Annotated in this window: 19 protein-coding genes; 11 read left to right on the top strand and 8 right to left on the bottom strand. The window is 66.5% G+C overall.

Annotated features, from left to right (window positions below):
- Positions 1–330: 330 nt before the first annotated feature.
- Positions 331–1,248, bottom strand: coding sequence for a glycosyltransferase family 2 protein (locus GM656_RS12680; protein ID WP_162414045.1), 918 nt, complete (start codon positions 1,246–1,248; stop codon positions 331–333).
- 55 nt (positions 1,249–1,303) lie between these two features.
- Between GM656_RS12680 and GM656_RS12675 the strand changes: the two genes are divergently transcribed.
- Positions 1,304–2,911 carry an alkaline phosphatase family protein gene (locus tag GM656_RS12675; RefSeq protein WP_162414044.1) on the top strand — a complete coding sequence of 536 codons (1,608 nt, stop codon included), beginning with the start codon at positions 1,304–1,306 and terminating at the stop codon, positions 2,909–2,911.
- Here GM656_RS12675 and GM656_RS12670 read toward each other — a convergent pair whose 3' ends face one another.
- Positions 2,912–4,024, bottom strand: coding sequence for a glycosyltransferase family 4 protein (locus GM656_RS12670; protein WP_241692774.1), 1,113 nt, complete (start codon positions 4,022–4,024; stop codon positions 2,912–2,914).
- Between the two features lie 14 nt (positions 4,025–4,038).
- Positions 4,039–5,301: a sulfatase gene (locus GM656_RS12665; RefSeq protein ID WP_162414042.1), complete on the bottom strand. Its 1,263-nt coding sequence runs from the start codon at positions 5,299–5,301 to the stop codon at positions 4,039–4,041.
- Positions 5,302–5,496: 195 nt separating this feature from the next.
- On the opposite strand from GM656_RS12665, the gene GM656_RS12660 reads away from it, so the two are divergent.
- On the top strand, positions 5,497–6,636 hold the full coding sequence (locus GM656_RS12660; RefSeq protein WP_162414041.1) for a glycosyltransferase family 4 protein: 1,140 nt from the start codon (positions 5,497–5,499) through the stop codon (positions 6,634–6,636).
- Positions 6,637–6,669: 33 nt separating this feature from the next.
- Here GM656_RS12660 and GM656_RS12655 read toward each other — a convergent pair whose 3' ends face one another.
- Positions 6,670–7,686: a DUF1616 domain-containing protein gene (locus GM656_RS12655; RefSeq protein ID WP_162414040.1), complete on the bottom strand. Its 1,017-nt coding sequence runs from the start codon at positions 7,684–7,686 to the stop codon at positions 6,670–6,672.
- Positions 7,687–7,806: 120 nt separating this feature from the next.
- Here GM656_RS12655 and GM656_RS12650 point away from each other — a divergent pair, with 120 nt between their 5' ends.
- Together GM656_RS12650 and GM656_RS12645 are read left to right on the top strand one after the other, a co-directional pair.
- Positions 7,807–9,945 carry a hypothetical protein gene (locus tag GM656_RS12650; protein ID WP_241692763.1) on the top strand — a complete coding sequence of 713 codons (2,139 nt, stop codon included), beginning with the start codon at positions 7,807–7,809 and terminating at the stop codon, positions 9,943–9,945.
- Positions 9,946–10,018: 73 nt separating this feature from the next.
- Positions 10,019–11,878: a hypothetical protein gene (locus tag GM656_RS12645; protein ID WP_162414039.1), complete on the top strand. Its 1,860-nt coding sequence runs from the start codon at positions 10,019–10,021 to the stop codon at positions 11,876–11,878.
- 49 nt (positions 11,879–11,927) lie between these two features.
- On the opposite strand, the gene GM656_RS12640 is transcribed toward GM656_RS12645, so the two are convergent.
- Positions 11,928–12,623 carry an NADH-quinone oxidoreductase subunit B gene (locus GM656_RS12640; protein ID WP_162414038.1) on the bottom strand — a complete coding sequence of 232 codons (696 nt, stop codon included), beginning with the start codon at positions 12,621–12,623 and terminating at the stop codon, positions 11,928–11,930.
- Positions 12,624–12,711: 88 nt separating this feature from the next.
- Between GM656_RS12640 and GM656_RS12635 the strand changes: the two genes are divergently transcribed.
- The 7 genes from GM656_RS12635 (at position 12,712) to GM656_RS12605 (ending at position 21,635) form a co-directional block, all read left to right on the top strand.
- The gene (locus GM656_RS12635; RefSeq protein WP_241692762.1) at positions 12,712–13,395 is read left to right on the top strand and encodes a helix-turn-helix domain-containing protein; all 684 of its coding nucleotides are present in this window, start codon (positions 12,712–12,714) and stop codon (positions 13,393–13,395) included.
- Positions 13,396–13,539: 144 nt separating this feature from the next.
- On the top strand, positions 13,540–15,234 hold the full coding sequence (locus GM656_RS12630; protein ID WP_162414037.1) for a sodium:phosphate symporter: 1,695 nt from the start codon (positions 13,540–13,542) through the stop codon (positions 15,232–15,234).
- Between the two features lie 94 nt (positions 15,235–15,328).
- A complete protein-coding gene (locus GM656_RS12625; protein ID WP_162414036.1) occupies positions 15,329–16,030 on the top strand; it encodes an ABC transporter ATP-binding protein in 702 nt (233 codons plus the stop codon).
- 6 nt (positions 16,031–16,036) lie between these two features.
- Positions 16,037–19,081 (top strand): FtsX-like permease family protein, encoded by a 3,045-nt coding sequence (locus tag GM656_RS12620; protein WP_162414035.1) that lies wholly within the window; start codon positions 16,037–16,039, stop codon positions 19,079–19,081.
- 193 nt (positions 19,082–19,274) lie between these two features.
- A complete protein-coding gene (locus tag GM656_RS12615; protein ID WP_162414034.1) occupies positions 19,275–19,550 on the top strand; it encodes a hypothetical protein in 276 nt (91 codons plus the stop codon).
- Positions 19,550–20,638: a DUF4350 domain-containing protein gene (locus GM656_RS12610; protein WP_162414033.1), complete on the top strand. Its 1,089-nt coding sequence runs from the start codon at positions 19,550–19,552 to the stop codon at positions 20,636–20,638. The genes GM656_RS12615 and GM656_RS12610 overlap by 1 nt, the downstream gene beginning before the upstream one ends.
- Positions 20,631–21,635: an AAA family ATPase gene (locus tag GM656_RS12605; protein ID WP_162414032.1), complete on the top strand. Its 1,005-nt coding sequence runs from the start codon at positions 20,631–20,633 to the stop codon at positions 21,633–21,635. The genes GM656_RS12610 and GM656_RS12605 overlap by 8 nt, the downstream gene beginning before the upstream one ends.
- Positions 21,636–21,660: 25 nt before the next feature.
- Here the strand turns inward: GM656_RS12605 and GM656_RS12600 are convergent, their stop codons facing one another.
- Genes GM656_RS12600 through GM656_RS12590 form a run of 3 tightly spaced genes read right to left on the bottom strand, consistent with a single transcriptional unit; the run spans position 21,661 to position 24,549 of the window.
- A complete protein-coding gene (locus tag GM656_RS12600) occupies positions 21,661–22,626 on the bottom strand; it encodes a hypothetical protein (RefSeq protein ID WP_162414031.1) in 966 nt (321 codons plus the stop codon).
- Positions 22,619–23,116 carry a hypothetical protein gene (locus tag GM656_RS12595; RefSeq protein WP_162414030.1) on the bottom strand — a complete coding sequence of 166 codons (498 nt, stop codon included), beginning with the start codon at positions 23,114–23,116 and terminating at the stop codon, positions 22,619–22,621. The genes GM656_RS12600 and GM656_RS12595 overlap by 8 nt, the downstream gene beginning before the upstream one ends.
- A complete protein-coding gene (locus GM656_RS12590; protein ID WP_162414029.1) occupies positions 23,113–24,549 on the bottom strand; it encodes a DUF58 domain-containing protein in 1,437 nt (478 codons plus the stop codon). Before GM656_RS12590 ends, GM656_RS12595 begins: the two co-directional genes overlap by 4 nt.
- Positions 24,550–24,600: the final 51 nt, after the last annotated feature.

Below are 24,600 nucleotides of genomic sequence, written 5' to 3'. Positions count from 1 at the left end.
GTGGTAGACATCTTAGCGAGTCTCCCGGACGACATTCATGTCTTCTGAATATCAGTAACGGGTGGTCGTATTAAAAGTCACTGGCGAAAGACTCTCGCAACGAACGACTGAATCTGATCTCGGGAGCTGTACCTGCCTTTCGTACCCCCCTTTGATGCATCGTGATAGAAATATAGGCGAGCAGTGTTCTCCAAGCGTGGACTGAACGACTCTGTGTCACCACTTAGAACGACTTCCAAGATATCGAGGTGTCTCGTGGTCATTTTCGGACGAGAGCCGGCTACCGGTCGAAAGCTCTTTGAGAAAATGGCTTGCTCTCTATTTGATTCCTCAGTCGGCGATACTCTTGTAGCTCGAATATAGATATCCCTTTCTTAGAGAGAATACGAATGCAGCTAATGCCTTGTAATTGAACGGAAATCGGATCAGGGCGAGCCGCGAGTACCGTTTTGCGGCGGAGAAATGTCCGGTGGCCAGCCCGTACCGTGAAATACTGTAATAAATCTCGGAGTAGGTCCGTTGCCGTTCGACGAGGCTCTGGGAGTCAATTTCGTCTCGAAACTCAGTCAGTATATGTGGGAGCGTCGTTTCGACGAGTCCGTCGAAATTGCCACTAACTCTGTCACCACTGCCGTGGTGGTGATTGACGAGCGACTCTTTGACGGGTGCTAGATCATATTGCCTTGCAATTCGGATATACCACTCTTTATCTTGCCAAATTGGAAGTTTTTCGTCCGGAAGCCCCACCTGTGAAATGACTTCGCGATCCACGAGGACGACCGAGAAGGAGCCGATTGTGTTACTTTTCAGAATTTGGGCCGGAGAGGAAACGGTCTGCTGTGGTCTTGACTCCTGGGTGACCTCTCCGTCGTCATTGATGTGTTTCATTCCGGTGTAGACGAGACCAATCGATTCGGATTCGATCTTTTGAACCTGTTTCGTTATCTTATCCGGTTCCCAGGTGTCGTCGTCGTCGAGAAAGGAGATGTACTCTCCAGTTGCTCGTTCAATACCCGAATTGCGCGCTGCATTGGCGCCCCTGTTCTCCGAATGTCGAAGTACCGTGATATCGAATGCCGTCGAAATGCCGTCTACAATCGAGCTGGCTGGTTCTTTCGAGTGGTCGTCGACAACGATGATTTCGATGTTACCGTACGTCTGTTCACTGATTGACTCTATCGCACGGTGTAATCTGGCGGGTCGATTGTACGTTGGGACGACGACACTGACTGTTGGATCGCCCGACATGAAGATACAGAGGAATTATTAGATAGTCAGACAAATAGTCATTCCGAATAAACCTGTGTCCCAGAACGTCATACTACTCGGAGTAGATGGTCTTGGATTTTCCGAGATTTCACCGTGGATACGAGAAGAGAATCTAGCGAACCTTCACGAGGTAATTCGAACGGGAACGAAGAGCAAATTAGAAAGCACGTCTCCCCCGTGGACCCCTTGCGCTTGGCCCTCGTTCCTCAGTGGTCGTAACCCAGGAAAACATGGGGTATTCGACTTCTTCACGAGCGACGGATACGACAAGGAGCTAATCGACCGCGGAACTGTCGCCGCGCCGTACCTCTTCGAGATGGCCGACTCGGCGGGGTACACATCGCTCGTTATCAACTATCCCGTTACCCACCCCGCTCCGGAACTGGAACACGGGGCCGTCGTCCCAGGCTATTTGGCCACCGAAGACGCGGAGTTCCACCCATCGGAACTCCGTGACGAGTACGAGGCTGAATACGGTGAGTACGAGGTCTACCCCTCCTATGGGACTGACGAAGATCCAGTTACTGAGTACACACGCGTTGCCAGACACCGCCGTGACATGGCGCAATTTCTCGACGAACGCTACGACTGGGACCTCCTCGCAGTTCAGTTCCAGGTCACGGACTCGATCTTTCACGATTTAGACGATCGGGACGCGATCAGACAGGTCCTCGAGAACGTCGACGAGTTCGTCGGTGACATCGTCGATCTTGGCGATGAGGACCCGCACGTGTTCGTCGCCTCGGACCACGGAATGGGTGATTACGAGTGGACGTTCTACGTCAACTCTTGGCTGGCCGAGAACGGCTACTGTGAGACGACCACCGGGGAGGAACAGTACTTCCGACAGGCGAAAGACGAACTCAAGGGAGAGCGCGGAGACGGTGAGACCAGTGGCATCGCAACACTGATCGGAACGACCACCTCGGCCCTCTCCGCAGTCGGGCTCTCACCGCGGCAACTCCACCGCGGGCTCGGGGCTGTCGGACTCGACTCGGTCGTAGAGCGGGTACTCCCCGAAGAAGCGCTCGTCGCGGCCCAGAATCACGTCGTCGACTACGAAGACTCTGTGGCCTATCAACTGCTGTTCAATAGCCTCGGTATCCACCTCAACGTGGACGGCCGTGAGCCGAGCGGGCAGGTCCCACAGGAAGATTACGAGTCGGTCAGATCCGAACTTATTCGAGATCTCTCTGGAGTCCGGGACCCCGATGGGAATCTCGTCTTCGATGACGTCCTCCCTCGAGAGGAGGTCTACGAGGGCGAGAATCTAGAGGCTGCGCCGGACGTCGTACTCGTCCCCCGGGACTACACGTACGACGTGAGCGGTTCCGTCGTCGATACGTTCCGGCGGAACGAACACAAGAATCACAAACCGGATGGAATCCTCATCTCGAACAGAGACCTCGGAGTGGACCGGCCCGGTACCGCGTCGATTTACGATATTGCGCCGACCGTTGCGGCAGCGCTAGGGCTTCCGGTAGACAGTCAACGAGACGGAACAGTTCTGGGCCCATTCGAAGCGGGCGACGAACTCGACTGGGACGAACGTGCGGGCGACTATCGAACGATGGCCGGATCCGACACGGGAACGACAGACGAGGTCGAAGACAGACTGGCGGACCTCGGATACATGGAGTGATCAGGCGACGTCACGGTAGAGCGCGTCGGTTCGCTCGGCGACGCCCTCCCACGAGTAGTCGGACTCCACTAGGTCTCGTGCGTTCTGTCCCCATCTCGTCGCTTCGTCACGGTTCTTCAGGGCGTATCTGAGCGCATCTGCGAGTTCCGCTGGCGACTTCGGCGGGACGAGATACCCCGTTTCTCCGTGGTCAACGAACTCTTCGATACCCTCGACAGCCGAGGCGACGACCGGTGCGCTGGCGGCCCACGCCTCTAGCAGCGTGAGTGGATGCCCTTCCCAGACAGATGGGAGCGCGAACACGCCTGCGGTAGCGTAATAGCGCGGGACCGCGTCATCGGAGACGCGCCCCTCGAACGAGACGCGATCGTCGACGCCCAGTTCCGTCGCCAGGTCCCTGAGGTGTTCGCTTTCGGGCCCCGTTCCTACGACGACGAGATCACTCTCTGGAACCTCCGTTTCGATCTTTGCGAATGCCCGTATCAGGTCAGAGACGCGCTTTTTCGGTGCCAGTCGACCCAGAAAGAGGATGTCAGTACCGCGGTCGACGTCGACGGCGAAGCGTTCCAGGTCGACGCCGTTGGGGATGCAAGTCACGTCAGAGTGGTGCTCGGACAGCAACCCGACGTGTTCGTTGTTGACAGAGATGACGTGATCGTAGTCGAATCCGAGAACGAATGCGCGTTCGATACGGCGCTTGACCGCCGCTAGCTGCGACGTGTCTCGGCCGACTCCCGACGTGAGAGCGGTCCCGTGAACGGTGAAGACTGTCGCCGCATCGGTCAGGGCCCCTCCAAGTCTCGTGGGCAGAGCGGGCAGGAACGTGTGTCCGTGAACGATATCGTACTCCCGTGAGAACAGTTCCGGCACGGGCGTGACCATCGACGTAACGCGCCCGACGGAGTTCCAGTACTCGGTACACGGTCCGATGCGGTGGAGCGTTACGCTTCCGTCGGCGAACCGTTCCGTACGGTCGTACCGTTGACCGTCTTTCCGGAGCGCGCGTGTGTAGACATCGACCTCGTGGCCGTACTCGGTTGCGAGCGCCACGGACAATTCTTTGACGTGGACCGGACCACCGCCGGTTCGCGGCCACCAGTCGTCTTGTAGCATCGCGATTTGCATCGTTACTCCTTGTAGCCGAGCGCACTCAGACGCCGCTCGATTTCGTCGTCGACGGATTCAGTCTCCGATCCGCCCTCGCCGCCCTCTCGACGGATCCGTTCCTCGATGTGTGCCTCCAGTTCGCCTCGTAGTTCGCGATCCCTGCAGTCCTCGAACTCTAGGGCGTCGGTCTCTACGTTCCGCTCGCAGAAACAGGCGTGCTCGCTCGTCCGCAACGAGTAGCGTCGGAGATGGCTGTCGTCGCCTTCTCCCCGGGCCTGAAGGAACACGGTTCGCTCGTCCCACGGCGCGCCGAGCAGCGATCGGCCGGGGAGATCCCCGCCGTGTTCGATCACGTCAGCGACCGTTGCAGCGATATCGAGCGTACTCGCCGGTACGTCGACCAGTCCGTCACCACCCTCCGGCGGCCGGACGAGCATCGGAACGTGCGTGATCTCGTCGTGGAGATACCTCGGGTGCTCGTAGTAGCCGTGTTCGCCGAACGCATCCCCGTGGTCCGCGGTGACGATCAGCAGCGAGTCCGACAGCACGCCACGGTCACGGAGGGCATCGAGAAACGCCCCGACTCGGTCGTCGTTGTACGCGATCTCCGCGTCGTAAAGGTCGATCAACAGCCGCCGTTCCTCGTCCGTAATCGACTCGGGACTCTTGATCGCTCGCTGATACAGCGACTGCGCCTTTCGATCTGAGATCTCCCGCTCTGCGTACATCGTTCTGTACTCGCTCGGCGGCTCGTAGGGTCCATGGGTGTCCATGTAATGGTTCCAGAGGAAAAACGGCTCCCCGTCGAGCGAATCCAGCCACGAGAGCGACCGCTCGTTGATCTCTGTCGCGCGGGCGTAGTGCCGATTCCGAAGTTTGTCGAGCGCCCGCTGAGCGAGCGCGACGAACTTGTTTTTCCCGAAGTGGAGATCGTCGTCGAACTCGTCGAATCCCGTATCGAACCCGTAGGCACGCGAGACGAATGGGTTCGAGTGAAATCCGGCGGTGGCAAAGCCGGCCTCGGCCAGCATCGACGCTACCGTGTCCGTCGCAAGCCGGAATCCATCGTCGATTGCGACGTCGGGATACTCGCCTGTGAGGAGGGCCGGAACGGCCTCTCGCGTGTGTGAACTCGCGCTGTACGCGTTGCGAAACAGCGTGCTTACTTCGGCCAATTGATCGAGATTCGGTGACGTGTCCCGTTCGTAACCGTAACATCCCAGATGGTCTGCGCGGAGCGCATCGAACGAGAGGAGGATCACGTTCCGCGGCAAAGCTGTCATCGAGGTGAACGTCTCGGCCAGTTGGTTTGTCTCTTGCGGAAGCGTCAGTCTGAGTCGGCGCTCGTTACCGCTAGAACGCGGCGGGTGACGTAGACGAACGACAGCGGCGAACAGGCGGCGTTCACCGGCCCGGGTCGTGACAGCGAGTGCGAACTTCCGAAACAGTATTATTTCGTCGGCAGGATTTCAGGCGTGATGCGCGTGGCGTTCGTCTCGAATGTCGTCTATCCGTTCGTCACCGGCGGGGCCGAGAAGCGAATCCACGAGATCGGAACCCGTCTCGCCGCTGCGGGCCACGATGTCACCATCTATGGTCGACACTTCTGGGACGGCCCGACGCAGATCACTCACGAGGGGATGTCGCTGCGAGCAGTCGCGCCGGAGCGAGAGCTCTACGACGGAGAGCGCCGTTCCATCACGGAGGCGATAGACTTCGCGGTCCGTGCGCTCCCGTCGCTTCGCGGTGCGCTCCGCCGCGACAAACACGACGTCGTCGTCGCGAGCGTGTTCCCGTATTTCCCGGTCCTCTCCTCGAAACTCGCTAGTCTCGGAACCGACACGCCACTGGTCACTACCTGGCACGAGGTCTGGGGCGAGTACTGGACAGAGTATCTCGGCCATCTGGCCCCGTTCGGGAAATTGGCGGAACGTGTCACCGCGCGAACGCCACAACACCCGGTAGCGATCTCCACCATCACAGCGGACCGTCTCGGCGATATCGGTCCCACGCGAGACGATATCGAGATCGTCCCGAACGGTATCGACGTCGAGCAGATTCAGAACGTCCCGCTCCCTGACCGGGGTTACGATGTCCTCTTTGCGGGTCGAATCATCGAACACAAGAACGTCGACCTCCTCCTCGATGCGTTCGATGCCGTCGCCGACGAACACGACGCGACGCTGGGTATCATCGGGGACGGGCCGGAACGCGACAGACTCGAATCCAAGCGAGAGTCGCTGATCCACTCAGAACGCGTAACCTTTCTCGGATTTCTCGACGACTACGAGGACGTCCTCGGCCACATGCGTGCCGCTAGCGTGTTCGCTTCGCCGAGCACTCGGGAGGGCTTCGGCATCACGTTCGCAGAAGCGATGGCCGCCGACTGCACGGTCATCGCGGCTGAACATCCTGATTCGGCTGCAGACGAAGTCATCGGTGATGCGGGCTACCTCGTGGATGCGACTGACGATTCGCTGGCAAGATCACTCGACAGAGCGTTAGATGGCGAACGCCCGCCGGCCGATCCAACCGAACGCGCCCAGCGATACGACTGGGACGCGGTCGCCGACCGAGCGGAGACCGCCTATCGGTGCGCTATCGACCGGACGTGGTGACGATATCGGGACACATCACAGAAGGCAGCAGTTCTATTCGGTCACGTTCACCCACAGGTGCGTCTCTCGATACGCGCTTGATTGATTCACAGTCGACGGGGCAGCGCCGCGGTACAGCAGATACTGTAACCGTACTCCGTCGCCGGTCATCTGTGGCGTTATCTGGTGCTGGCGATGCCACGTCTCGTTGTGTCCAAGGGTCGGCTGGAACCGCCGCAATTCCGACCGCTCCCGAACGCGCGTCTCGTTGCCGGCGCGCTCGACGCGCTGGAGTTGGACGACGACGGTATAGTCCATCCGTTCGTGCTCCTGATTGCCGATCCCGACCACTACCGACTGACTCTCACCCTGCTGAAACGCCGTCGGATAGTCATCGGCGACCAGTTCTCCGTCCTCGCCCTCAGTTAGCAGGTAGAACTCGCTGAAGCGTTCACCGTCCTTGGGAACGGCGACGGCGAATCCAACACTTCCGACCGCGAGCAAGATACTGAAAACCAGCAGCACGTTCAGCGCGGCGTCGGCCCGCGAGGAGGGCGAGAAGAGTCCCTCGCGGCCGGAACGGATCCACGTCCGATACGGGACGCGAAAGCGCTCTGCCTCGGGTAGTTCCCACCGGCGGACGGTTCCCACGGCGGTCAGCGCGAGCGTTAGCCCGCTCAGCGAGACGAGGATTGGGACGAGGCGGATCCCCCACGGCGTGAAGTTCAATATCAAGACGACTAGCGGAACGAGCGCGATGCTGAGGCCGAACGAGAGCGCGACGCGTTCGATGCCGTCGATGCCAGTGTTTCGCTGGTCTAGCGCGTCGCCGTCGGTGCCGGTCGCCGTGCCCTCGCCGCGTTCCGGAAACAGTGCGGCGACGAAGGCGTAGCCGGGGACGAACAGCACGAAGACGAGTCCGAGAACGTCCCGGGCGGGGGATGCGGACACCAGCGGAGCCAGTGCGGCGAGGTTCGTCAGCACGACCAGACCAATGATCGCTGTGAGGTCGGCAGGCAGCCGGCGGAGCTGTCGCGGAACGAGCAGCGCCCACGCCGTGTCGTCAGCCATTTGGATAGTGTCATTCAGCGACAGTAATAAAACAGCCGACTGTTGGCGGACCCTGGAAGGCCATGTTGTCTCATCTGACCTAACCGAACGCATTTTATCAGACAGACTGAATGATTCGGTGTGTCACTGAGACAGTCGTGGGCCGCGGTCGGAGCCCTGGCGTTGCTGTGTCTCGCGGTTGGCGCGGGGGGCGCGGCGGCAGTGCAAAGCGCCGCCGCCGCACAGACCCAGCCGACGGCGACGCCGACGGACGGGAACGACACGCAACAGGAGAACCCGGCCGAGGTGACCGACGAGGAGTACGCGGACGAGACGTCCACGTGGCTGGCTCGACGCCTCGCTGGCCGGCATGAGAACGGGACGGTCTCGCTGTCGCAGGGACAGTACGAGCGGGCGCGGGACCTGCTCGGTGATGACTACGACCGACGGCTTGAACAGTACGTCGACGTGGCGGGGGAGACGGGGACCGAGGCCGACGACGCGTCTGCTAGGGAGTTCTCGGCCGCTCGCGAAAACCAGCGGGCGTTCGTCGACGGCGTGGAGCGATACCGAACGCAGTACGACCGGTATCAGGACGCCCGCGAGGCTGGCGACGAGCGGCGTGCCCGCCGTCTCGCCCGCGAGATGGAGCGAACTGCGGCGAACGTCTCGAACCAGAGTCAGCGATTGAATCAGAACTACGTCCAACTCGAGAACGCGACGGCCGTCTCGTTCGACCGGAGTCAGACGCTCGTCAACGAGACGACGGCGAACGTCACGTCACTACAGGCGACCGTACGGGAGGAGACGCTGGTTGGCACGATCATTACCGTTCGCGCCGCGTCCCCGACGGCGTCGTTCACCGAACCTGCGACAATCATCGGTCGGATTCAGATGGAGAACGGGTCGGCGCTTGCGGACCGAACGGTCGAACTCCGGGTCGGAAACCGGACGCGGAACGTCACGACGGACGCCGACGGCGCGTTCGAGACTGTGTATCGGCCACGCTCGGCACGGGTCGGTGAGCAGTCGATAGCGGTCGCGTACCTCCCGTCTCCCGAGTCGGTGTACCTGACCGATAGCGACCGATTCACCGTCGAGGTGCAGCAGGTGACGCCCTCCATCACAGTCGAGCGGTCGCCGGCCAGCGTCAGTTACGGCGACCAGCTCTCGGCGTCGGCTGCGGTGACGGTAGACGGAACCCCTGTCGACGGCGTTCCGGTCGAGATAGTCGTCGATGACGAGTCGCTCGACCGGGTCACCACGGGCCCCAACGGCAGCGTCGCGTCGTCGGTACGATTGCCGGCGACGGTGGACGACGGTGCGCGTGCTGTCACGGCTCGAATCCCGTATCGGGACCGGGCCGTCGCGGGCGTCAACGCCTCTGAGCGCCTCGTGGTCGCACGGTCTGTGACGAGGCTCTCGCTGAACGCGTCGGCGGCGGGCGACGGCGTCGTCGCTCGCGGTCGGTTGCTGACTGCGGACGGCCGACCCGTGGCGAACCGACCGGTCCGCGTTCGCGTCGCTGGCGGTGACGGTCGGGTCGTCGAGACCGACGGAAACGGAACGTTCGAGACGCGGCTGACCAATGTCACTGCGAGCGCTGCCACCGCGACGGTGCGCGCCGCGTACGACGAGCCGTCGTCGAACCTGGGAGACGCGAACGCGACGGCCACGGTCACTCTTCGGTCGAGCGGTGGCGGCGCGGCGGACGTGGGCGCTCCGCGGAGCGTACTCGAAGGACTCCTGTCGGTGTTGTTCGGGGCCGACGGCTCCTCGGTTCCCATCGGGGTCGGGGGCGGTGGCTACCTCTGGGTGCTTCTGGGGCTCGTCGGCGTCGTGATGCTCGCGGGCGTCTGGGTCGTCACGGCTCGCTTCGACGTGCTCCCGGACCAACGTGCCGACGAGTCGTCGTCTCAGGCTGTCTCGGCGACGAACGGTTTCGACGTCTCGGACGGTCACCCGGAGGTAACTGTCCCCAGACCCAGCTCCGAGGAGCAGATCGACGCCTACCTCGACCGGGAGGAGTACGACGCGGCGGTTGTGGCCGCCTATGGATCGCTCAAGGCCGACCTCGCGGCGGACGACGAGGCACTGGAGACGGCGACCCACTGGGAGCTCCTGGACCACTACCGGCGAAATGGCACCGACGACAGTCGCGTCGACGCGATTAGGACCGTCGTCGAGGCGTTCGAACTCGCGGCGTTCTCGCCGGCCTCGATCGACTCCGAACGGGCCGAAACGGCCGTCGAGAGCGCTCGACGGCTCCGACGCCAGTGACCGCTGGCGACGAGTCCTTGGCTGATTGACCTGACAACACAACGGATATAACCGCGACGGGCCGATATGATGTGTGGACAGACTGCAGTCGCTCCGCGTCGGAGCGGTCGTCCTGGGGCTGTTCCTGGTCGCCGGAGCGGTCCCGGCGTCGGCCGCTCCCGCGGTCCTGACCGGGAGCCAGGCCCAGACGGCGACGCCAACCGACACCACGCTCGCCGTCCAGGGCCCGACCGGACCTGTGTCGTACGCGAACCCCGGGACAGTCCGCGGGACGCTCCAAACGACAGACGGCGCGCCCGTGGCGAACCGACAGATCCGACTGCGTTTCGAGAACCGCTCTCGGCTCGTCACGACGGCGGCCAACGGGAGCTTCGCGTTCGAGTACCGCCCGCAATCTACCCGTCTCGGAAGCCAGCCGGTCGAAGTCGCCTACGTTCCCGCCCAGTCGTCTCCGTACCGCGGTGCCACCGCGACGTTCACCGCCGAGGTACAGCAGACGACGCCCACGCTCACGGTCGAGCGGTCGCCCGCGAGCGTCGGCTACGGCGATCAACTGACGGTGCGGACCGCGGTGACGGCCGACGGGACCGGTGTCGCGTCCGTCCCAGTCGAACTCCGTATCAACGGGACGCTGTTCAAACGGGTGTTGACCGGAACTGAGGGAACCGTGAGCACGTCGATTCGCCTGCCGGCCGACGTGCCCGCCGGCGAGCGCTCGATTGTGGCCGTGATTCCCTACGAGGACCGGGCCATCGCCGGCCGTAGCGCGACCGTGCCGGTGACGGTCGAGCGACGACCATCGACGCTGTCGGCCGACGCGACGGCCGAGAACGGGGCGGTCGTCGCGACCGGGCGACTCGCCACCGAAAACGGACGTGCCGTCCGAAATCAACCGATCCAGGTCACACTCGACGGCGGGGCAGAGACCGTCGTCGCCACCGGCCGAAACGGGACCTTCCGCGCTCGCCTCTCGACAGAGGATGTCCCGGCCGACACCGATTCGGCGACCGTCACCGCGCGGTACGCCGCGGCGTCCTCGAACCTCGGGACGTCGAACGCCTCGGCGACGGTTCCGATCGCCGGCGGTGGCGCGGCGGCTCCGGATTCCGCTGATGGACCGCTCGGGAGCGTGACAGCACTCGTCGCCCAGCTACGAGCCCGGCTGACGATTCCGGTCATCGCGGCGCTGTTGACCGGGCTGGGGCTGCTGGTCCTCGATATCACCGTCCGTCGACTGGGGCTGTTCTCGGACACCTCCGCGGAGTCCGACGCGAGCGCGAGTGCGACCACGACCGAGACGACAGCCAGCGAACCGGTCGACGAGTCGACGGCCGATGCCACTGGAGATTCGACGCCGAGTGCGGGCGAGGGACGCGCTGACGAATCAATACAGTCGGACGTGTCCGTCGTGACCGACATCTCGCAGGTGTCCGCTGACGCGTCGACTACCAGCGAACCAAGGGGTGCGGAGCCCCGAGAGGGCTCGGAAGGCGCGGAATCGACCGATTATTCGGGCGTCCTCGGGAACCCCTACGGAGCGGTGGCAGAGCGCTCGGACGTGACGGTCGTGTCGGACCCCGCCGAAGTGTCGGACCAAGCGGCCGTCACCGACTCGAACGCGTCTCGTTCCCGAACCGTCGGAGACCGAATCGAGGCGGCGATGGCCGACGATGAGTTCGAGACGGCGATCACGCTCGCCTACGAGGCGATCCACGACGAGCTGACCGAGAACTGGGGCCTCCGGGAGAACGCCACCCACTGGGAACTCGTGGAGTGGTGTCGCGAGCGCGACTTCGACGAGAGCGAGGTCGACGCTATCGAGACCGTCGTCGAGGCCTTCGACCGCGCGGCGTTCTCCGTCGCGCCCGCCGAACGCGAACACGCGGAAATCGCCATCGAGAGCGCCCGTCGGGTTCGCCTCGACGGCGCGTGAGTCGTCGGCGGTCGAATCGAGGTCAGTACGCTCCGTCGAACAGACCCGCTCACGCCTCCGTCGGTGCGGCCCGGTCGTAGCGCATGACGAGCGTGTCCTCGTCGATCTCGTCGGCGAGCGTTTCGACCAGTTCGTCGCGCTTCAGGTCGCCGAACTGCCGTAGTTCGTACGGCTCGACGGTGACGGGCGAGGACTCGCCGTGTGCGATCCGCTCCTGCAGCTTGGCGATGCCGTAGACGAGGGCCTCGGGACGCGGCGGACAGCCCGGGACGTGGATGTCGACCGGGATAATCTGCTCCGCGCCCTTGATGACGTTGTATCCTTCCTGAAACGGCCCGCCCGAGATGGTACACGAGCCCATGCTGACGACGAACTTCGGCTCCGGCATCTGGTCGTAGACGCGTTTCATTCGCGGAGCGAACTTCGTCACGATGGTCCCGGGGACGACCAGCAGGTCCGCCTGGCGCGGCGAGGCCCGCGGAACGCCGGCCGCGAAGCGGTCGAGATCGTGTTTCGGGCCGAGCGCGCTCATCATCTCGATGGTACAGCAGGCGATGCCGAACTGGAGGATGAACATGGACGACCCGCGAACCCAGTCCATGAACGCGTCGAATTTCGTGAGCACGAACGGCGAAGACCCGAACACCTCCCGGAGCCTGCCGTTGTGGCGGCTGTCCGCGTTCTCGTTTCTGGGTCTCTGACTACCGATTCGGCCGCCGACCGCGTTCTGCCGGTCGCTGCTCATGAACACCTGTCGCTCGTCGCCACTGGCGAATAGTCGTGCTGTCGGACGCACTAGTGCGTTTAAATTATAGGCGGACGGTGACCGAGTCGTGAAGTACCTCCACCTGCGGATTCGCTACGAGCGGGCGTACCAGCATCCGATGCAGCGACTGCTGACGGACAGCGACGACATCGAGCGCAGTTGGCTCGTCACGTGGAACCTGCAGGACGAGGGCGACGTGCTCAGGACGCTGTTTTACCTCATCGGCGACCGCGAGCGATACGAACGGGAGATCGCCGCCGCGGAGCAGACCATCGACTACGACATCACGCCCGTCCACGACGGCACGTTCTACGCGTACGTTCGCGAGCGCGAACTGGAGATTTTCAAGCGCTTCCGGGCGGCGTTCGCCCGGCCATCGCTGGTCGTGGTCCCGCCACTCGCGTATCGGCCCCACGGCGTCGTCGATTTCGACGTGGTCGGCGAGCCCGCGGACCTGGAGCAGGTACTCGACAGGCTTCCCGATGAAATTTCGGCGCATGTCTCGGAGGTCGGCGAGTACGACGTGCAACCGGGCGCGCCGGCCGACAATCTCACGTCGCGACAGCGCGAGGCCGTGCGCGCGGCCCTCGACGTCGGCTACTACGAGGTCCCCCGTTCCGGGAACGTCGCGGACGTGGCCGAGCGACTCGGCTGTGCGACGAGTACCGCTTCGAACCACCTCCAGAAAGCGGAGGGGCGACTGGTCAGGCAGTTCGTCGGCGGCGGCTCCGTCGACGCGCTCGACGGCTGACGGTACTGGTACGAGGGTGCCGAGAGTCGGGACGTTGGCCTCGCTAGTGGTCGATCACAGCATCGAGCGACCGCATGCACCTCCGCACCGGACCCCCGACCGAACCGACAACGCTCTTACACCTCCCCTTTGTAGGGCCACGCAATGAGTGACGGACGGCGGGGGCGCGTGCTGCTGGTGGTCGCCGTGCTGGCCGTGGCTATCGCCGCTCGGCTGACGTCACTGCACTGGACGCCGCTGCCGTCGACGCTAGACGGGTTCGGATACGTCGCGCTCGCCCGCGACGCCATCGAGACGGGGGCGTTCCCGTTCTCGCGGTTCCGGGCGGACAATCTGGTGTTCACCGGCGTGCTGACCGCGGTGGGACTCGTCACGGGCGAGCGCCCGTTGTACGTCGCCCAGCCCGTCGTGGCGCTGACCGGCGGAGCGTCCTGCCTGACGGCGATGGCGCTCGTCAGGCGCATCGCTCGCTCGCACCGCTGGCGCGGGCGGCGCGTCACCACCGCGATGGCCCTCTCGGGCTTCGGACTGGCGGTCTCGGGGATCTACCTCCGACGGACCGGCCAGACCGACGAGGAGGCGCTCGCGCTGTTGCTGGTCCCGCTGTTCGCCATCGCGGTCCATCGCCTGTTCGCGACGGACGGGAGCAGGCTCCGGTGGGGCGTCCTCGGGGGGCTCCTGTTCGTCGCGTTTCCCCTGTTGCACACGTTCAGTTCGCTCGTCGTCGGGCTGGTGCTCACGGGAGTGCTGGCCGCGTGGCTCGCCCGGGTTCCGTCGCGGCGTGACGCCGTCACCGCAGCCGTCGTGGTCGGCGGGTTCTGGGTGTACATGTGGGGCTACTACCGACTCGCGGAGCGGTCCCTGCTCGAAGTGCCCTACGTCGACCGCGTGAGCGCCTATCCGGGGCTCTTTCTCGCCTGGGTGGTCGTCCTGGCGGCGACGCTGGTGTGGTTCCAGCGCACCAGCGAGCGTCTCCAGCGCGCGACGATCGGCGGCGCGGTCGGGCTCTGGTTCCTGGCGCTCGGAGCGAACGTCTTGCGGACCGTCTTCCCCGGGACGCAGTCGACGCCGACCGGCCTCGTGGTGCTCGTCGCGGCGTTCGCCGTGCCAGTCGCGTTCGCGCTCGTCGGCCTGCCGCTCGCGAGCCGCGACCGTCGGCGGACCGGCCCGGTCGTCCTCGCACTGCTGCTCGCCCCCATCGTCGTCGTGTACTTCTCGCTGACCGCCGCGCTGACGCCGGAGTACTACGGGACGGCCCTGCGCGGGCAGACGTTCGTCCACTTCCCCGTGTTCGTCCTCGCCGGCCTGGGGGTAGCGAAGGTTGCCTACGCCGGCGACCGGTCACCCGGCCCCACTAGCGGGCTCGGCTCGATTCGGCCGTCCCGGAACCGCCTCGCGACCGTCCTGGCGACGCTGTTCATCGTCGCGGCGCTCGTCACCGCGCCCATCGCGTTCGTCAACCTCGACACGCTCGCCTTCCCGACCGGCGCGACGGAGTCGCAGTTCGCGGCCGCGACGTTCACCGCGGACCACGTCGACGAGCAGTGGGCGTCGGACCACCCGTTCACGCGCATCGTCGACCTGTACTATCCGGCGGCGACCAACGGCACCTATCAGCCGGTCGCACGCTGGCTCGGCGGCGGGGCCGCCCCGACCTGCCCGACACTGTCCAGACGGTCGTGGTCGACGACGGGCGCGCACCTGTTCCCGGCCGGGAGCGAGCGGACGACGCCCGCGGCGCTTTCCGAGTGGCGCTACCGAACGAACGTCGTCTACGACACGCGCGGCGTCGACCGCGTGTGGCTCTCGCGGCCGACCGACGGCCAGCCCGGCTGTTGAGGGCCGCCGGAACCGCGCGACCGCTCCGGCGTCCGTCCTGTCAGCGATTCGTGTAACCGTGGCATACAATACGGGCCCGCCTGAAAGACCGACAATGACTGACCCCGTCCTCGCCGGAACCGACCTGCGCGTGACGCGGCGGGGAACGACGATCCTCGACGGCGTCTCGATCACGGTCCCCCCGGACGCGGCGACCCTCGTCCAGGGGCCGAGCGGAGCCGGGAAGTCGACCCTGTTCAACGTCCTCGGCCTGCTCGAACCGCCCTCTAGCGGCCGCCTGGAGATCGACGGCCGGGACGCGAGCGCGCTCTCGGAGCGCCAGCGTGCCGGCCTCCGCCGGACGACGCTCGGGTTCGTCTTCCAGGACTTCCAGCTCATCGGCGACCTCACCGCCCGCGAGAACGCCTCGCTCCCCCAGGAACACGCGGGCGACCGGGACCCCGAGTGGCTGGAGACGCTGTTCGAGCGCCTCGGCATCGACGGCCTCGAAGACCAGTACCCCGCGACGCTGAGCGGGGGCGAGAAACAGCGCGTCGCCATCGCGCGGGCGCTCGCGAACCGCCCCGAGATCATCCTCGCGGACGAGCCGACCGGCCAGCTAGACCCCGACACCGCCGAGTCCGTGCTAGACCTGCTGTTCAGTATGAAGGCCTCCACCGAGACGGCGCTCGTCGTCATCAGCCACGACCCGCAGCTCGCGAAGCGGTTCGACGAGCGGCTGTTCATTCGCGACGGCACGCTCGTCGCGGACGCGCCCGACAGGCGAGCGGCCGAGCGGTCACCGGAGACGCGCTAGCGACCGATGGGCTACCGCAACGCCATCCTGTTTCGCTGGTCGCGCCGCGACCGGCTGACGGTCGTCGTCGTCGCCGTGACGGCCGCGTTCCTCATCGGAACCATCCTGTTGCTGTTCACCGCGGTGACCTACTCCGAGACGTTCGCCGAGCCGCTGGCGAGTTCGGAGACGGTGACGTACCACGAGGCGGGCGACGGGCCGCCGCCGGCCGAGGCGAACGCGACCGTGTTACGCGTGGCGCGGGCGTCGGTCAACGGCTCGACGGTCAGGGTGATCGGCATTCCACCGGACGCGCCGCGGGTGTTGATCGAGGGCTCGGCCCAGTGGCAGGAGGGGCGACTGCCGACGATTCCCGCGGGCGTCGACGGACGCGCGCCGGTGTCGCGACAGCGTAATCGGACCGTTCGGGGGACGAACGAGACTGTCAGGCTCACCGTGGTTCCCCAGGAGCGCGGTATCGAGTTCCTGCCCGAGCAGTGGTACGCGACGAACGTCTCGACCGCCGAGCGCGTCGGCGTGACGGGCTACTTCGTCATCGACCACACGCCCGGTGGGACGGGGCTGGGGAGCGTCCCCGCGATCGGGTCCCCGCTCGTCAGCGCGCTCCTGTACGTCATCGGCGGGCTCGAGCAGGTGCTCTGGGCGCTCTCGGTCGCCGCGGCGGCCGGCGGCCTGCTCGTCCTCATCGTCGTCTACAGCGTGACGCGGATGAGCGTGCGCGACCGCCTCGACGCGATTCGCGTCATCCGCTCGACCGGCGCGCCGGGCTGGCGCGTGGGCCTCCTCTTCACCGTCCGGGCCGGCCTCCTCGTCACGGCGGGGGTGGCGCTGGGCTACGCGGTCGGTCTCATCACGATCAAGGCGCTCGTCAACGTCGCCATCTACGTCGGGCTCCCCATCGCGCTCGACGTGTCCGTGACGGGCCAGAGCGCGACCGTCGTCGCGGCGGTCGCCGGCCTGTTCGTCCTGCTCGGCCTCGCCGCCGGCGCGCTGGCGGCCTACTCCGCGTCGACCGGGCCGCCGTCGTCGCTCGGACGGGGCCGCGCCCGCGGCGGACAGTCCTCGAAGACCGCTCTCGCTCGCGCCCGCGCGGTCGTCGCACCGACGCTGTTGTCGTGGCGCTCGGTCGTACCGACGGCGGCGACGCTGACGGTCTTCGGCGTCACCTTCCTGCTGGTCGTCTCGCTCGCCGGCCTCGCGTCTCCGCTCGGCGGCGGCGCGGGCGGGGCCGGGACCATCACCGAAGCCGGCGCGCCCCACCCGCTGAACAGCCGTCTCGACCCGGACTACGCGCGCGTCCTCCGGGCCAACGGGACGCAAGCGAGCGCGGAGATCATCTACGCGCAGGTCTCGGACGGCCAGCCGTACATGGCCCGCGGCGCGGAGTATGACGCGTTCGCGAACGTCACCGGTGCCACGCTCGTCGAGGGCGAACGCCCCGACGCCTACGACGAGGCGGTCATCGGGAGCGACCTGGCGCAGACGCTCGACGTGTCGGTCGGCGAGACGATGACCCTGTCCGGGAGCGTCAAGCCGGGCGTCAGACGGGTCACGGTCGTCGGGCGCTTCGACGCCGAGCGGACGCTCGACGACCTCCTCGTCATCCCGCTTGAAACCGCCTCCGGGCTGGCCACCGGTCGCGGACAGGTCCACATGATCCGCGTCGACGGCCCCGTCCCGACGCCGGGGTCGAGGGCGAACGAGACCGGCGCGGTGGTGACCGGGCTGTCGGGGCCGAGGCAAGTCACGCGCGGCGAGTCGTTCAACGTCACCGCGACCGTTCGAAACGTCGGGAGCGAGCGCGAGACGCGGGACGTGACCGTCCGTTACGGCGGCGAGCGTCGGACGACGAGCGTGGCCGTCCCGCCGGGCGGCGAGCGCCGGACGAGCGTCGCCTTCACCGCGTCCGAACTCGGCCGGGCGAACGCCACCGCCGACGGCTATCGACACGCCGTCACGGTGGTCTCGCCGGACGCCATCACGATTCCGGAGCAACTGCCGTCGAGAGCGCCGCCGGGGGCGAGCCTGTACGTCCCCGTACTCACCGCGACCGGCGAGCGCGTGCCGAACGCCACGGTGTCGATGAACGGCCTCGAACTGGAGACCGGTTCGAAGGGCGTCGCGATCGTCCCGATGCCGCGCTCGCCCGGCAACTACACGATCACGGCCGCGGCCGGGGAGCAAACGGCGACTCGCGAGATCGCAGTCGTCCGCGGGGCCGAAAAACAGCTGTACGCGCAGCTGTCGATCACCCCCGAGTCGGGGTCGGTGCTGACGACGCCCACGCTCGGCGTCGGGCTCGCGAACCCGTGGGACGAGCCGATGACGCGCGAGATCCGCGTCGTCGGCCCCGGCGTCTCGCGCAACCGGACCGTGTACATGCCGCCGGGGAACGTCACCGAGACGCGCTTCAGCCCGGGAAGCGGTCGCGGACAGCCGGGGACCTACACCTACCGCGTGACCGCGAACGGGACGACGCTCGCGACGGCGGATTACCGGGTGACCGGCGACGAGCGACTCGTCTCGGCCGTCGCGAGCAACGGGGCCTACGCGTCCGGGACGCCGATCGAGCGCTCGATCGAGGGCGTGTTCGGCAACGTCCAGCTCATCCTCGGTGTCCTGATCGCGCTCTCGGCGCTGAGCACCGTCGGCAGCACGACGGCGACGTTCGCCCAGGCCGTCCACGCGCGGCGGCAGGCCATCGGCATCCACCGGTCGACGGGCGCGACGCAGTGGCGCGTGCTGCGGACGATCCTCGGCGACATCGCTCGGATCGCGATTCCCGCGACGACGCTCGCGCTGGCGCTGTCGGTCGTCACGCTCCAGTTCATGGAGTCGGCCGGCTGGCTCGTGTTCTTCGGCTTCCGACTCGCCGCGCGAATGCCTCCGCGGGTGCTCGCGGGCATCTTCCTCGGGGGCGTCGCGCTCGCGACCCTCGGGGCGCTCGTCGCCACGCTGCCGTACCTCGCCGCGGCCCCGGTGTCGCTACTGGGGAGCGGCGACCGAACGCGGACGCCCGAGGACGACGCCGGAGCGCCGTCCGACGATTGAGTTCGCGCGCCCGTGGACCCGTCGAAGCGCCCGTTCGACGTGCGTTCGGTCCGTAGGCGACCGACCGCCCGCTAGCCGTTTTTCGTTTGCTAGCCCCGACCTGTCCGCTCGATGCGTTCGAAGGACGACCCCGAACGAGTCAATCGACTGTCACCGACGGACCTTTGCCGCTCCGCCGCCGACGTCGCCACGTATGGCGACGCGACAGCGCCAGCGGTTCGTCTACGGTCACCTCGCGTGGGTACTGGGATCGTTGCTCGTCCTGGTACTCCTCGACGCGCTGACCCTGGAACTGTTCTTCGTCGTGTCGCTCATCGGCTTTCTCGTCACGGTCGAACTGGTCGCGCCGCGGACGGTGTCGCCGCGTTGGCGACGGCGGCTCTGGGTGGTCATCGCCGTCGGCCTGGCCGGCTTCGCCTACGTGGTCGTCAAGCGCATCCTCGAGATCCTGCCGCCGGGGCTCGTCTGATGACGGGGGAACCCGGCATCGACGACCCGCCGTGGCGGCGACTCGACGGGCCGAAGATGCTGCTTGCCGTCTACGCCGCCGTCGCCGTGATCGCGCTCCTCTACGCTGCGAGCACGTCGTCGGTCGCCTTCGGCGCCTACAACGCCCAGTGGGACGGCTCCGGCGACATGCGGGCCGTCGCGTCCGAGAACGGATCGGCCGTGACCGTCGGGACCAACGTGAGCCAGTATCCGACGACGGACGCGAACGGCACCGTCGCCTTCGTCCTCTCGCCGGGGGAGCCCTACACGCGACCGGAAGTCGATCGAATCGAGCGCTTCGTCCGCGCGGGCGGGACGCTCGTCGTCGCGGAGGACTACCGCCCGCACGCCAACGACCTGCTGTCCGGCGTGGGGGCCAGCGCGCGCGTCGACGGACGGCCTCTGTACGACACGCGAAACTACGACCGAACCGGGGCGTTCCCCGAGGTGACGCCGACCGGCCCGTCGCCCGCCACGGCGGGGGTCGAAACCGTCGTGTTCAACCACGGAACCGTCGTCGAACCCGGGGACGCGACGCCGCTCCTGACCACGTCGAGTTACGCGTATCTCGACGAGGACGGCGACGGCGAACTCGACGACGACGAGTCGCTCGCCTCGCGTCCGGTCGCCACGACCGAAGCCGTCGGTGCGGGCCGCGTCGTCGTCGTCGGTGACCCGAGCGTGTTCGTGAACGCGATGCTGGACCGCGGCGACAATCGGCAGTTCGCCCGCGCCCTCCTCGGTCCACGCGTCCTGCTCGATTACTCCCACGCCGGCGGCGTCCCCCCGCTCGCCGCCGCCGTCCTGGCGCTCCGGCGGTCGGGGTGGCTCCTCGCGCTCTGTGGGGCGGTTCTAATAGCTGCCCTCGTGGGTATCGACCGCCGCGCAGACGAGCGACTCCGCGAGTACGTCCGCGAGCGCCGGTCGCCGGCCGACCCGGGACGGCTGTCTGCGGAGGGCGTCGAGGCGCTCCTGCGGTCGCGTCACCCCGACTGGGACGGGGCGCGAATCGCGCGGGTAACGGAAGCCGTTATGTCACAGCGGCGTAAACGACAACGCGATGACTGATCCGTCGGCGCTGTACGACCGCCTCGAAGCCGAAGCGGGCACCGTGCTCATCGGGAACGAGGAAGTCCTCCGTCACATCACGGTCGCGATGTTGACTCGCGGTCACGTTCTGCTAGAAGGCGTTCCCGGCGTCGCGAAGACCACCATCGCGACGCTCGTCGCGAACGCCACCGACCTGAACTACTCGCGAATCCAGATGACGCCCGACTTGCTTCCAGCTGATATCACTGGTACGACGGTCTATCATCAGCAAAGCGGCGAGTTCGAACTCCAGAAAGGTCCCGTGTTCACCAACCTCGTCATCGCCGACGAGATCAATCGCGCGCCGCCCAAGACCCAGAGCGCGCTGCTCGAAGCCATGCAGGAGAGCCAGGTGTCCATCGAGGGGTCGACCCTGTCGTTGCCAACCCCGTTCACCGTCGTGGCGACGATGAATCCCCTGGAGATGGAGGGGACGTTCGAACTCCCGGAGGCCCAGCGCGACCGCTTCCAGATGAAGCTCGTCTCCGAGATCCCCGACGAAGACGAGGAGCGTGCGATCCTGGACCGCTTCGACGCCGACCCGACGCTCGATTCGAGCGACATCTCGCAGGTCGTCACCCGGAACGAACTCCTGCAGGCCCGGAGCGTCGTCCCCGAGACGTATATCGACGACAGCATCAAGAAGTACATCCTGTCCGTCGTTCGTGAGACTCGGGATCACCGGAACGTCGCACACGGGGCGTCGCCGCGTGCGACGCTCGCCTTGCAGAACACGGCGAAGGCGCTCGCGCGCATCGAGGGTCGCGACTACGTCATCCCGGACGACGTGAAGGGCGTGGCCGTGCCCGTGCTCCGCCACCGACTGATCCTGAACAGCGACGCCGAACTCAGCCGGATCGGCACGCCGGCGGTCATCGACGAGATCCTCAGTTCGGTCACGCCGCCCGGGACCGGGTCTGACAGACGTCCCTCCGGCGCGGAGACGGCGGTCGGCGACGGCGGCAGCGAACTGTAACGGGCTCGCGGATCGCGATGGCCTGTTAGTTCCGCGTTTCCGAGGGCGTCGCGACGCTGGACGTTTCTGCCGCCGACCCCGCCGGTATCGGCTCTTGTTCCATCGAGTTTCCGGTCGCCACACCACCGTCTTGCTCCCAGGAGAGTGAGACAACCGCGCTCGCGCGCTCGTCAGTCCGCGTTTCGACGGTGACCGGGCGGTCCAGCCCCGCAGCGAACCCGACCGCGAGCAGGGACACGGCGGGATGATCGGTCCGGGAGAGGTCGCCGAAGGCCGGGCCGTCGAGGGCGACCGTCGCCCGTTCGTCCGCGCCGATCTCGACGTCGGCATCGTCGACGAGTTCGAACTGCTCCGTGAGCGCCGCGGCCAGGTCGGCCCCTATCTGGTCCGGCGCAGCTTCAAACGCCCCGTCGACGGTCTGTTCGAACGAGGCGAATAGCCGATCGCCGGACGGCGGGAGGGCGACTCCCTGTCGCGTGTCCCCCTCGGTGGTGACGAACAGGTCGCCGAGCGCCTCGGCGTCGGGGAGCGCGTAGTCGACGTGCTGGGGGACGAACAGGCGGGCGTTGGCATCGGGGAGCGTCGGCGTCGGGACGTACACCGCCTCGTCCTGGAGTTCGAGTTCCCGGACGAGCCCCGATTCCACGTCCGCGAGCGCCCCGAACGTCGCGCCGGTGACCGAGCCCGAGACGAATCGCTCGGGCGTCAGGTAGTACGTCACGAGGCCGGCGAACGCGCCCGTGCCGGCCAGCGCGACGAAGACCGTCCCGAGCGCGGGAAAGAGCGCGGCGCCGGCGAGCGAGGCGATCCCGATGGCGAGGAAGCCGAGCGCCGTTCGGCGGTACGTCGACCGCTTGGCTCGCGCGTAGGAGTCACGCAGGCGGCGGTTCTCTTCGCGGGCGACCTCCAGTTCCGCGCGGAGCGTCGCTGGGTCCGGCCCGGCGTGCTGTTCGTCTCGGTCGATCGGCTCGTGGTCGTCGCGTTCACTCATTGGTCGGGGAGGACTGCAGTTGGTCTCGGGAGACGATGCCGACGCTGACGAGGAGGTAGCGGTGCAGGAGGTAGGCGGCGGTCGCGAACCCGCAGCCGAGGACGAGCGCGACGGCCATCGGGCCCACCTGCCAGGACGAGAGCGCCAGCCAGGTCAGGCCGCCGAACAGCGGGACGGTGACCGCCACGGTTGCCGCGGCGGTTCGCGGAGCGGGGGCCGACAGCGCCGCCGCGAGCAGCGCCAGGAACAGCCCCACTTCGACGGCGGCAACGATACCCGGCGACGACGGACCGGCCGCGACGAGCGCGACCTGCCCGAAGGCGACTGCGAGGGGAGCGGTCCCCACGACGTAGAGTGAACCGAGCGCGAACGCGCCGAGAACCCCCCACAGCGGCCCGCTCCAGACGATCGCGATCGCGGCCACACCGATACCGAGCGCGCCCAGCGCCGTCCGGGGTGAGGGGGGCCACCGTCCCGCTGTCCGGCTCACGCGACCTCACCTCGCCTCGAGTCGGACGCGGACCGCGAGAGGAGCGACTCGATGCGGTCCGGCGGCGCGACCTCGTAGGCCGTCACCGCGTCCATCTCGCAGAGCTCGCGGCGGAACTGGTCGAAGCGGCGGTATCGCTCGTAGGCGTCGTCCGTCGCCGCGAGGAGGTCGTCCTCGAACGCCACCGACGGCGTGAGGAACACGACGACCTCCGTCGCGTTCCGCCGGGCGAGCCCCACGGTTTCGCGGAGTTCGCCGGGGTCCGTGTCGTCGGAACAGATGACCACCAGATCGGCGTTCCGTATCTCGTGTCTCGCCGACCGGAACCCGTTGTACAGCTGTTCGTCCGGTAACAGCGTGCGCTGGCGGTCCTGATACGACAGCAGGACACGGTCCATCTCGGTGAGCGTCGGATCACCACCTGTGACGGTCACCGGACCGCCCCCACGGGTGGTGGCAGGCGACTGGGTGCCCGCCTCGGAGTCCGTCGGGCTGAGGTCGGTCAGGTGATGGTGACACGACTCGTAGGCCTCCGGCCTCGCGGCGGGGGACATGGTTCCGGTCACTCCCGAGTCGCCGACGGTCAGATAGCCGATCGGATCGCGGTCCGCGTCCGCGCGCTGGCGAATCGCCGAGGCGACCGCCCGCAGGTGGTCGAGCTTCGTTCGACCGGCCGGCCCGTCGCCCATCGTGGTCCGGTGGTCGACGACGAGGACCGTCTGGCGGTTGCTCTCCGCTTCGTACTCGCGCACGTGCGGTTCGTTCAGTCTGGCCGTCGCCTTCCAGTCGACGTACTTCATCGCGTCGCCGGGAACGTACTTGCGGATCTCCTCGGCGGAGAGGCCGCCCTGACTGCCGCGGGACTCGTGCTCGCCGACGCCGCGCAGGAGGCGTTCACCGCTCTGTCCGACGTGCACCGGCCCGAGCGACGGCGCTTCGACGGTGACCGACGGCGTCGAACCGGCGTCGAACGACTGGACGAACAGTCCGGCGGCGTCGCGGACGGACACCGTCGCCTCGTCCACAGTGTGGTCGCCGACCGTCTCCCACGTGAGCGGGACCGTAATGGACGATTCTGCCTGCGTTCGTGCGAGCGTGACGAGCGGTTCGGTCGCGCTCGCCCGCTCGGCGGCGACCGGAACGTTCGCCCGGATCGTTACTGGGAAATGTGGACTAGCGCCGTCTATCGCCGCGGCGAGCCGAAACGTCGTTTCGGTCCCCGTCGTGACGCGGGACCGGTCGAGCGACTGGTCGACGGAGAGGGCGCGTTCGATCCGCGTCACCGATCGAACGAAGACCGCCTGCATCGCCAGGATCCACCCCAGCAGTCCGGCGGCGGCGACGAACAGGGGCGTCGAATCGAGGAGCCAGCCGCCGAGGACGAGACAGAGTGCCACCCCGGCGGTGAGCCAGAATCGGCGGGTGAGACGCATTACGCCAAGGTACTGCGTCGACCTCATTGAAGATTCCGACGAGATGACAGC

Origin of the sequence: Haloarcula salina, assembly GCF_010119195.1 — an archaeon.
Taxonomy (GTDB): domain Archaea; phylum Halobacteriota; class Halobacteria; order Halobacteriales; family Haloarculaceae; genus Haloarcula; species Haloarcula salina.
Note: the sequence above shows the minus strand (reverse complement) of the source record. Positions and strands in the feature narration are given on the sequence as shown.

What these genes read in the sequence shown, in the direction of transcription:
- GM656_RS12605 (WP_162414032.1), top strand. Translation starts at nt 20,631, where the DNA reads ATGACTGATCCGTCGGCGCTGTACGACCGCCTCGAAGCCGAAGCGGGC.
- GM656_RS12655 (WP_162414040.1), bottom strand. Translation starts at nt 7,686, where the DNA reads ATGGCTGACGACACGGCGTGGGCGCTGCTCGTTCCGCGACAGCTCCGC.
- GM656_RS12590 (WP_162414029.1), bottom strand. Translation starts at nt 24,549, where the DNA reads ATGCGTCTCACCCGCCGATTCTGGCTCACCGCCGGGGTGGCACTCTGT.
- GM656_RS12665 (WP_162414042.1), bottom strand. Translation starts at nt 5,301, where the DNA reads ATGACAGCTTTGCCGCGGAACGTGATCCTCCTCTCGTTCGATGCGCTC.
- GM656_RS12600 (WP_162414031.1), bottom strand. Translation starts at nt 22,626, where the DNA reads ATGAGTGAACGCGACGACCACGAGCCGATCGACCGAGACGAACAGCAC.
- GM656_RS12660 (WP_162414041.1), top strand. Translation starts at nt 5,497, where the DNA reads ATGCGCGTGGCGTTCGTCTCGAATGTCGTCTATCCGTTCGTCACCGGC.
- GM656_RS12610 (WP_162414033.1), top strand. Translation starts at nt 19,550, where the DNA reads ATGACGGGGGAACCCGGCATCGACGACCCGCCGTGGCGGCGACTCGAC.
- GM656_RS12680 (WP_162414045.1), bottom strand. Translation starts at nt 1,248, where the DNA reads ATGTCGGGCGATCCAACAGTCAGTGTCGTCGTCCCAACGTACAATCGA.
- GM656_RS12625 (WP_162414036.1), top strand. Translation starts at nt 15,329, where the DNA reads ATGACTGACCCCGTCCTCGCCGGAACCGACCTGCGCGTGACGCGGCGG.
- GM656_RS12630 (WP_162414037.1), top strand. Translation starts at nt 13,540, where the DNA reads ATGAGTGACGGACGGCGGGGGCGCGTGCTGCTGGTGGTCGCCGTGCTG.
- GM656_RS12620 (WP_162414035.1), top strand. Translation starts at nt 16,037, where the DNA reads ATGGGCTACCGCAACGCCATCCTGTTTCGCTGGTCGCGCCGCGACCGG.
- GM656_RS12640 (WP_162414038.1), bottom strand. Translation starts at nt 12,623, where the DNA reads ATGAGCAGCGACCGGCAGAACGCGGTCGGCGGCCGAATCGGTAGTCAG.
- GM656_RS12670 (WP_241692774.1), bottom strand. Translation starts at nt 4,024, where the DNA reads ATGCTACAAGACGACTGGTGGCCGCGAACCGGCGGTGGTCCGGTCCAC.
- GM656_RS12615 (WP_162414034.1), top strand. Translation starts at nt 19,275, where the DNA reads ATGGCGACGCGACAGCGCCAGCGGTTCGTCTACGGTCACCTCGCGTGG.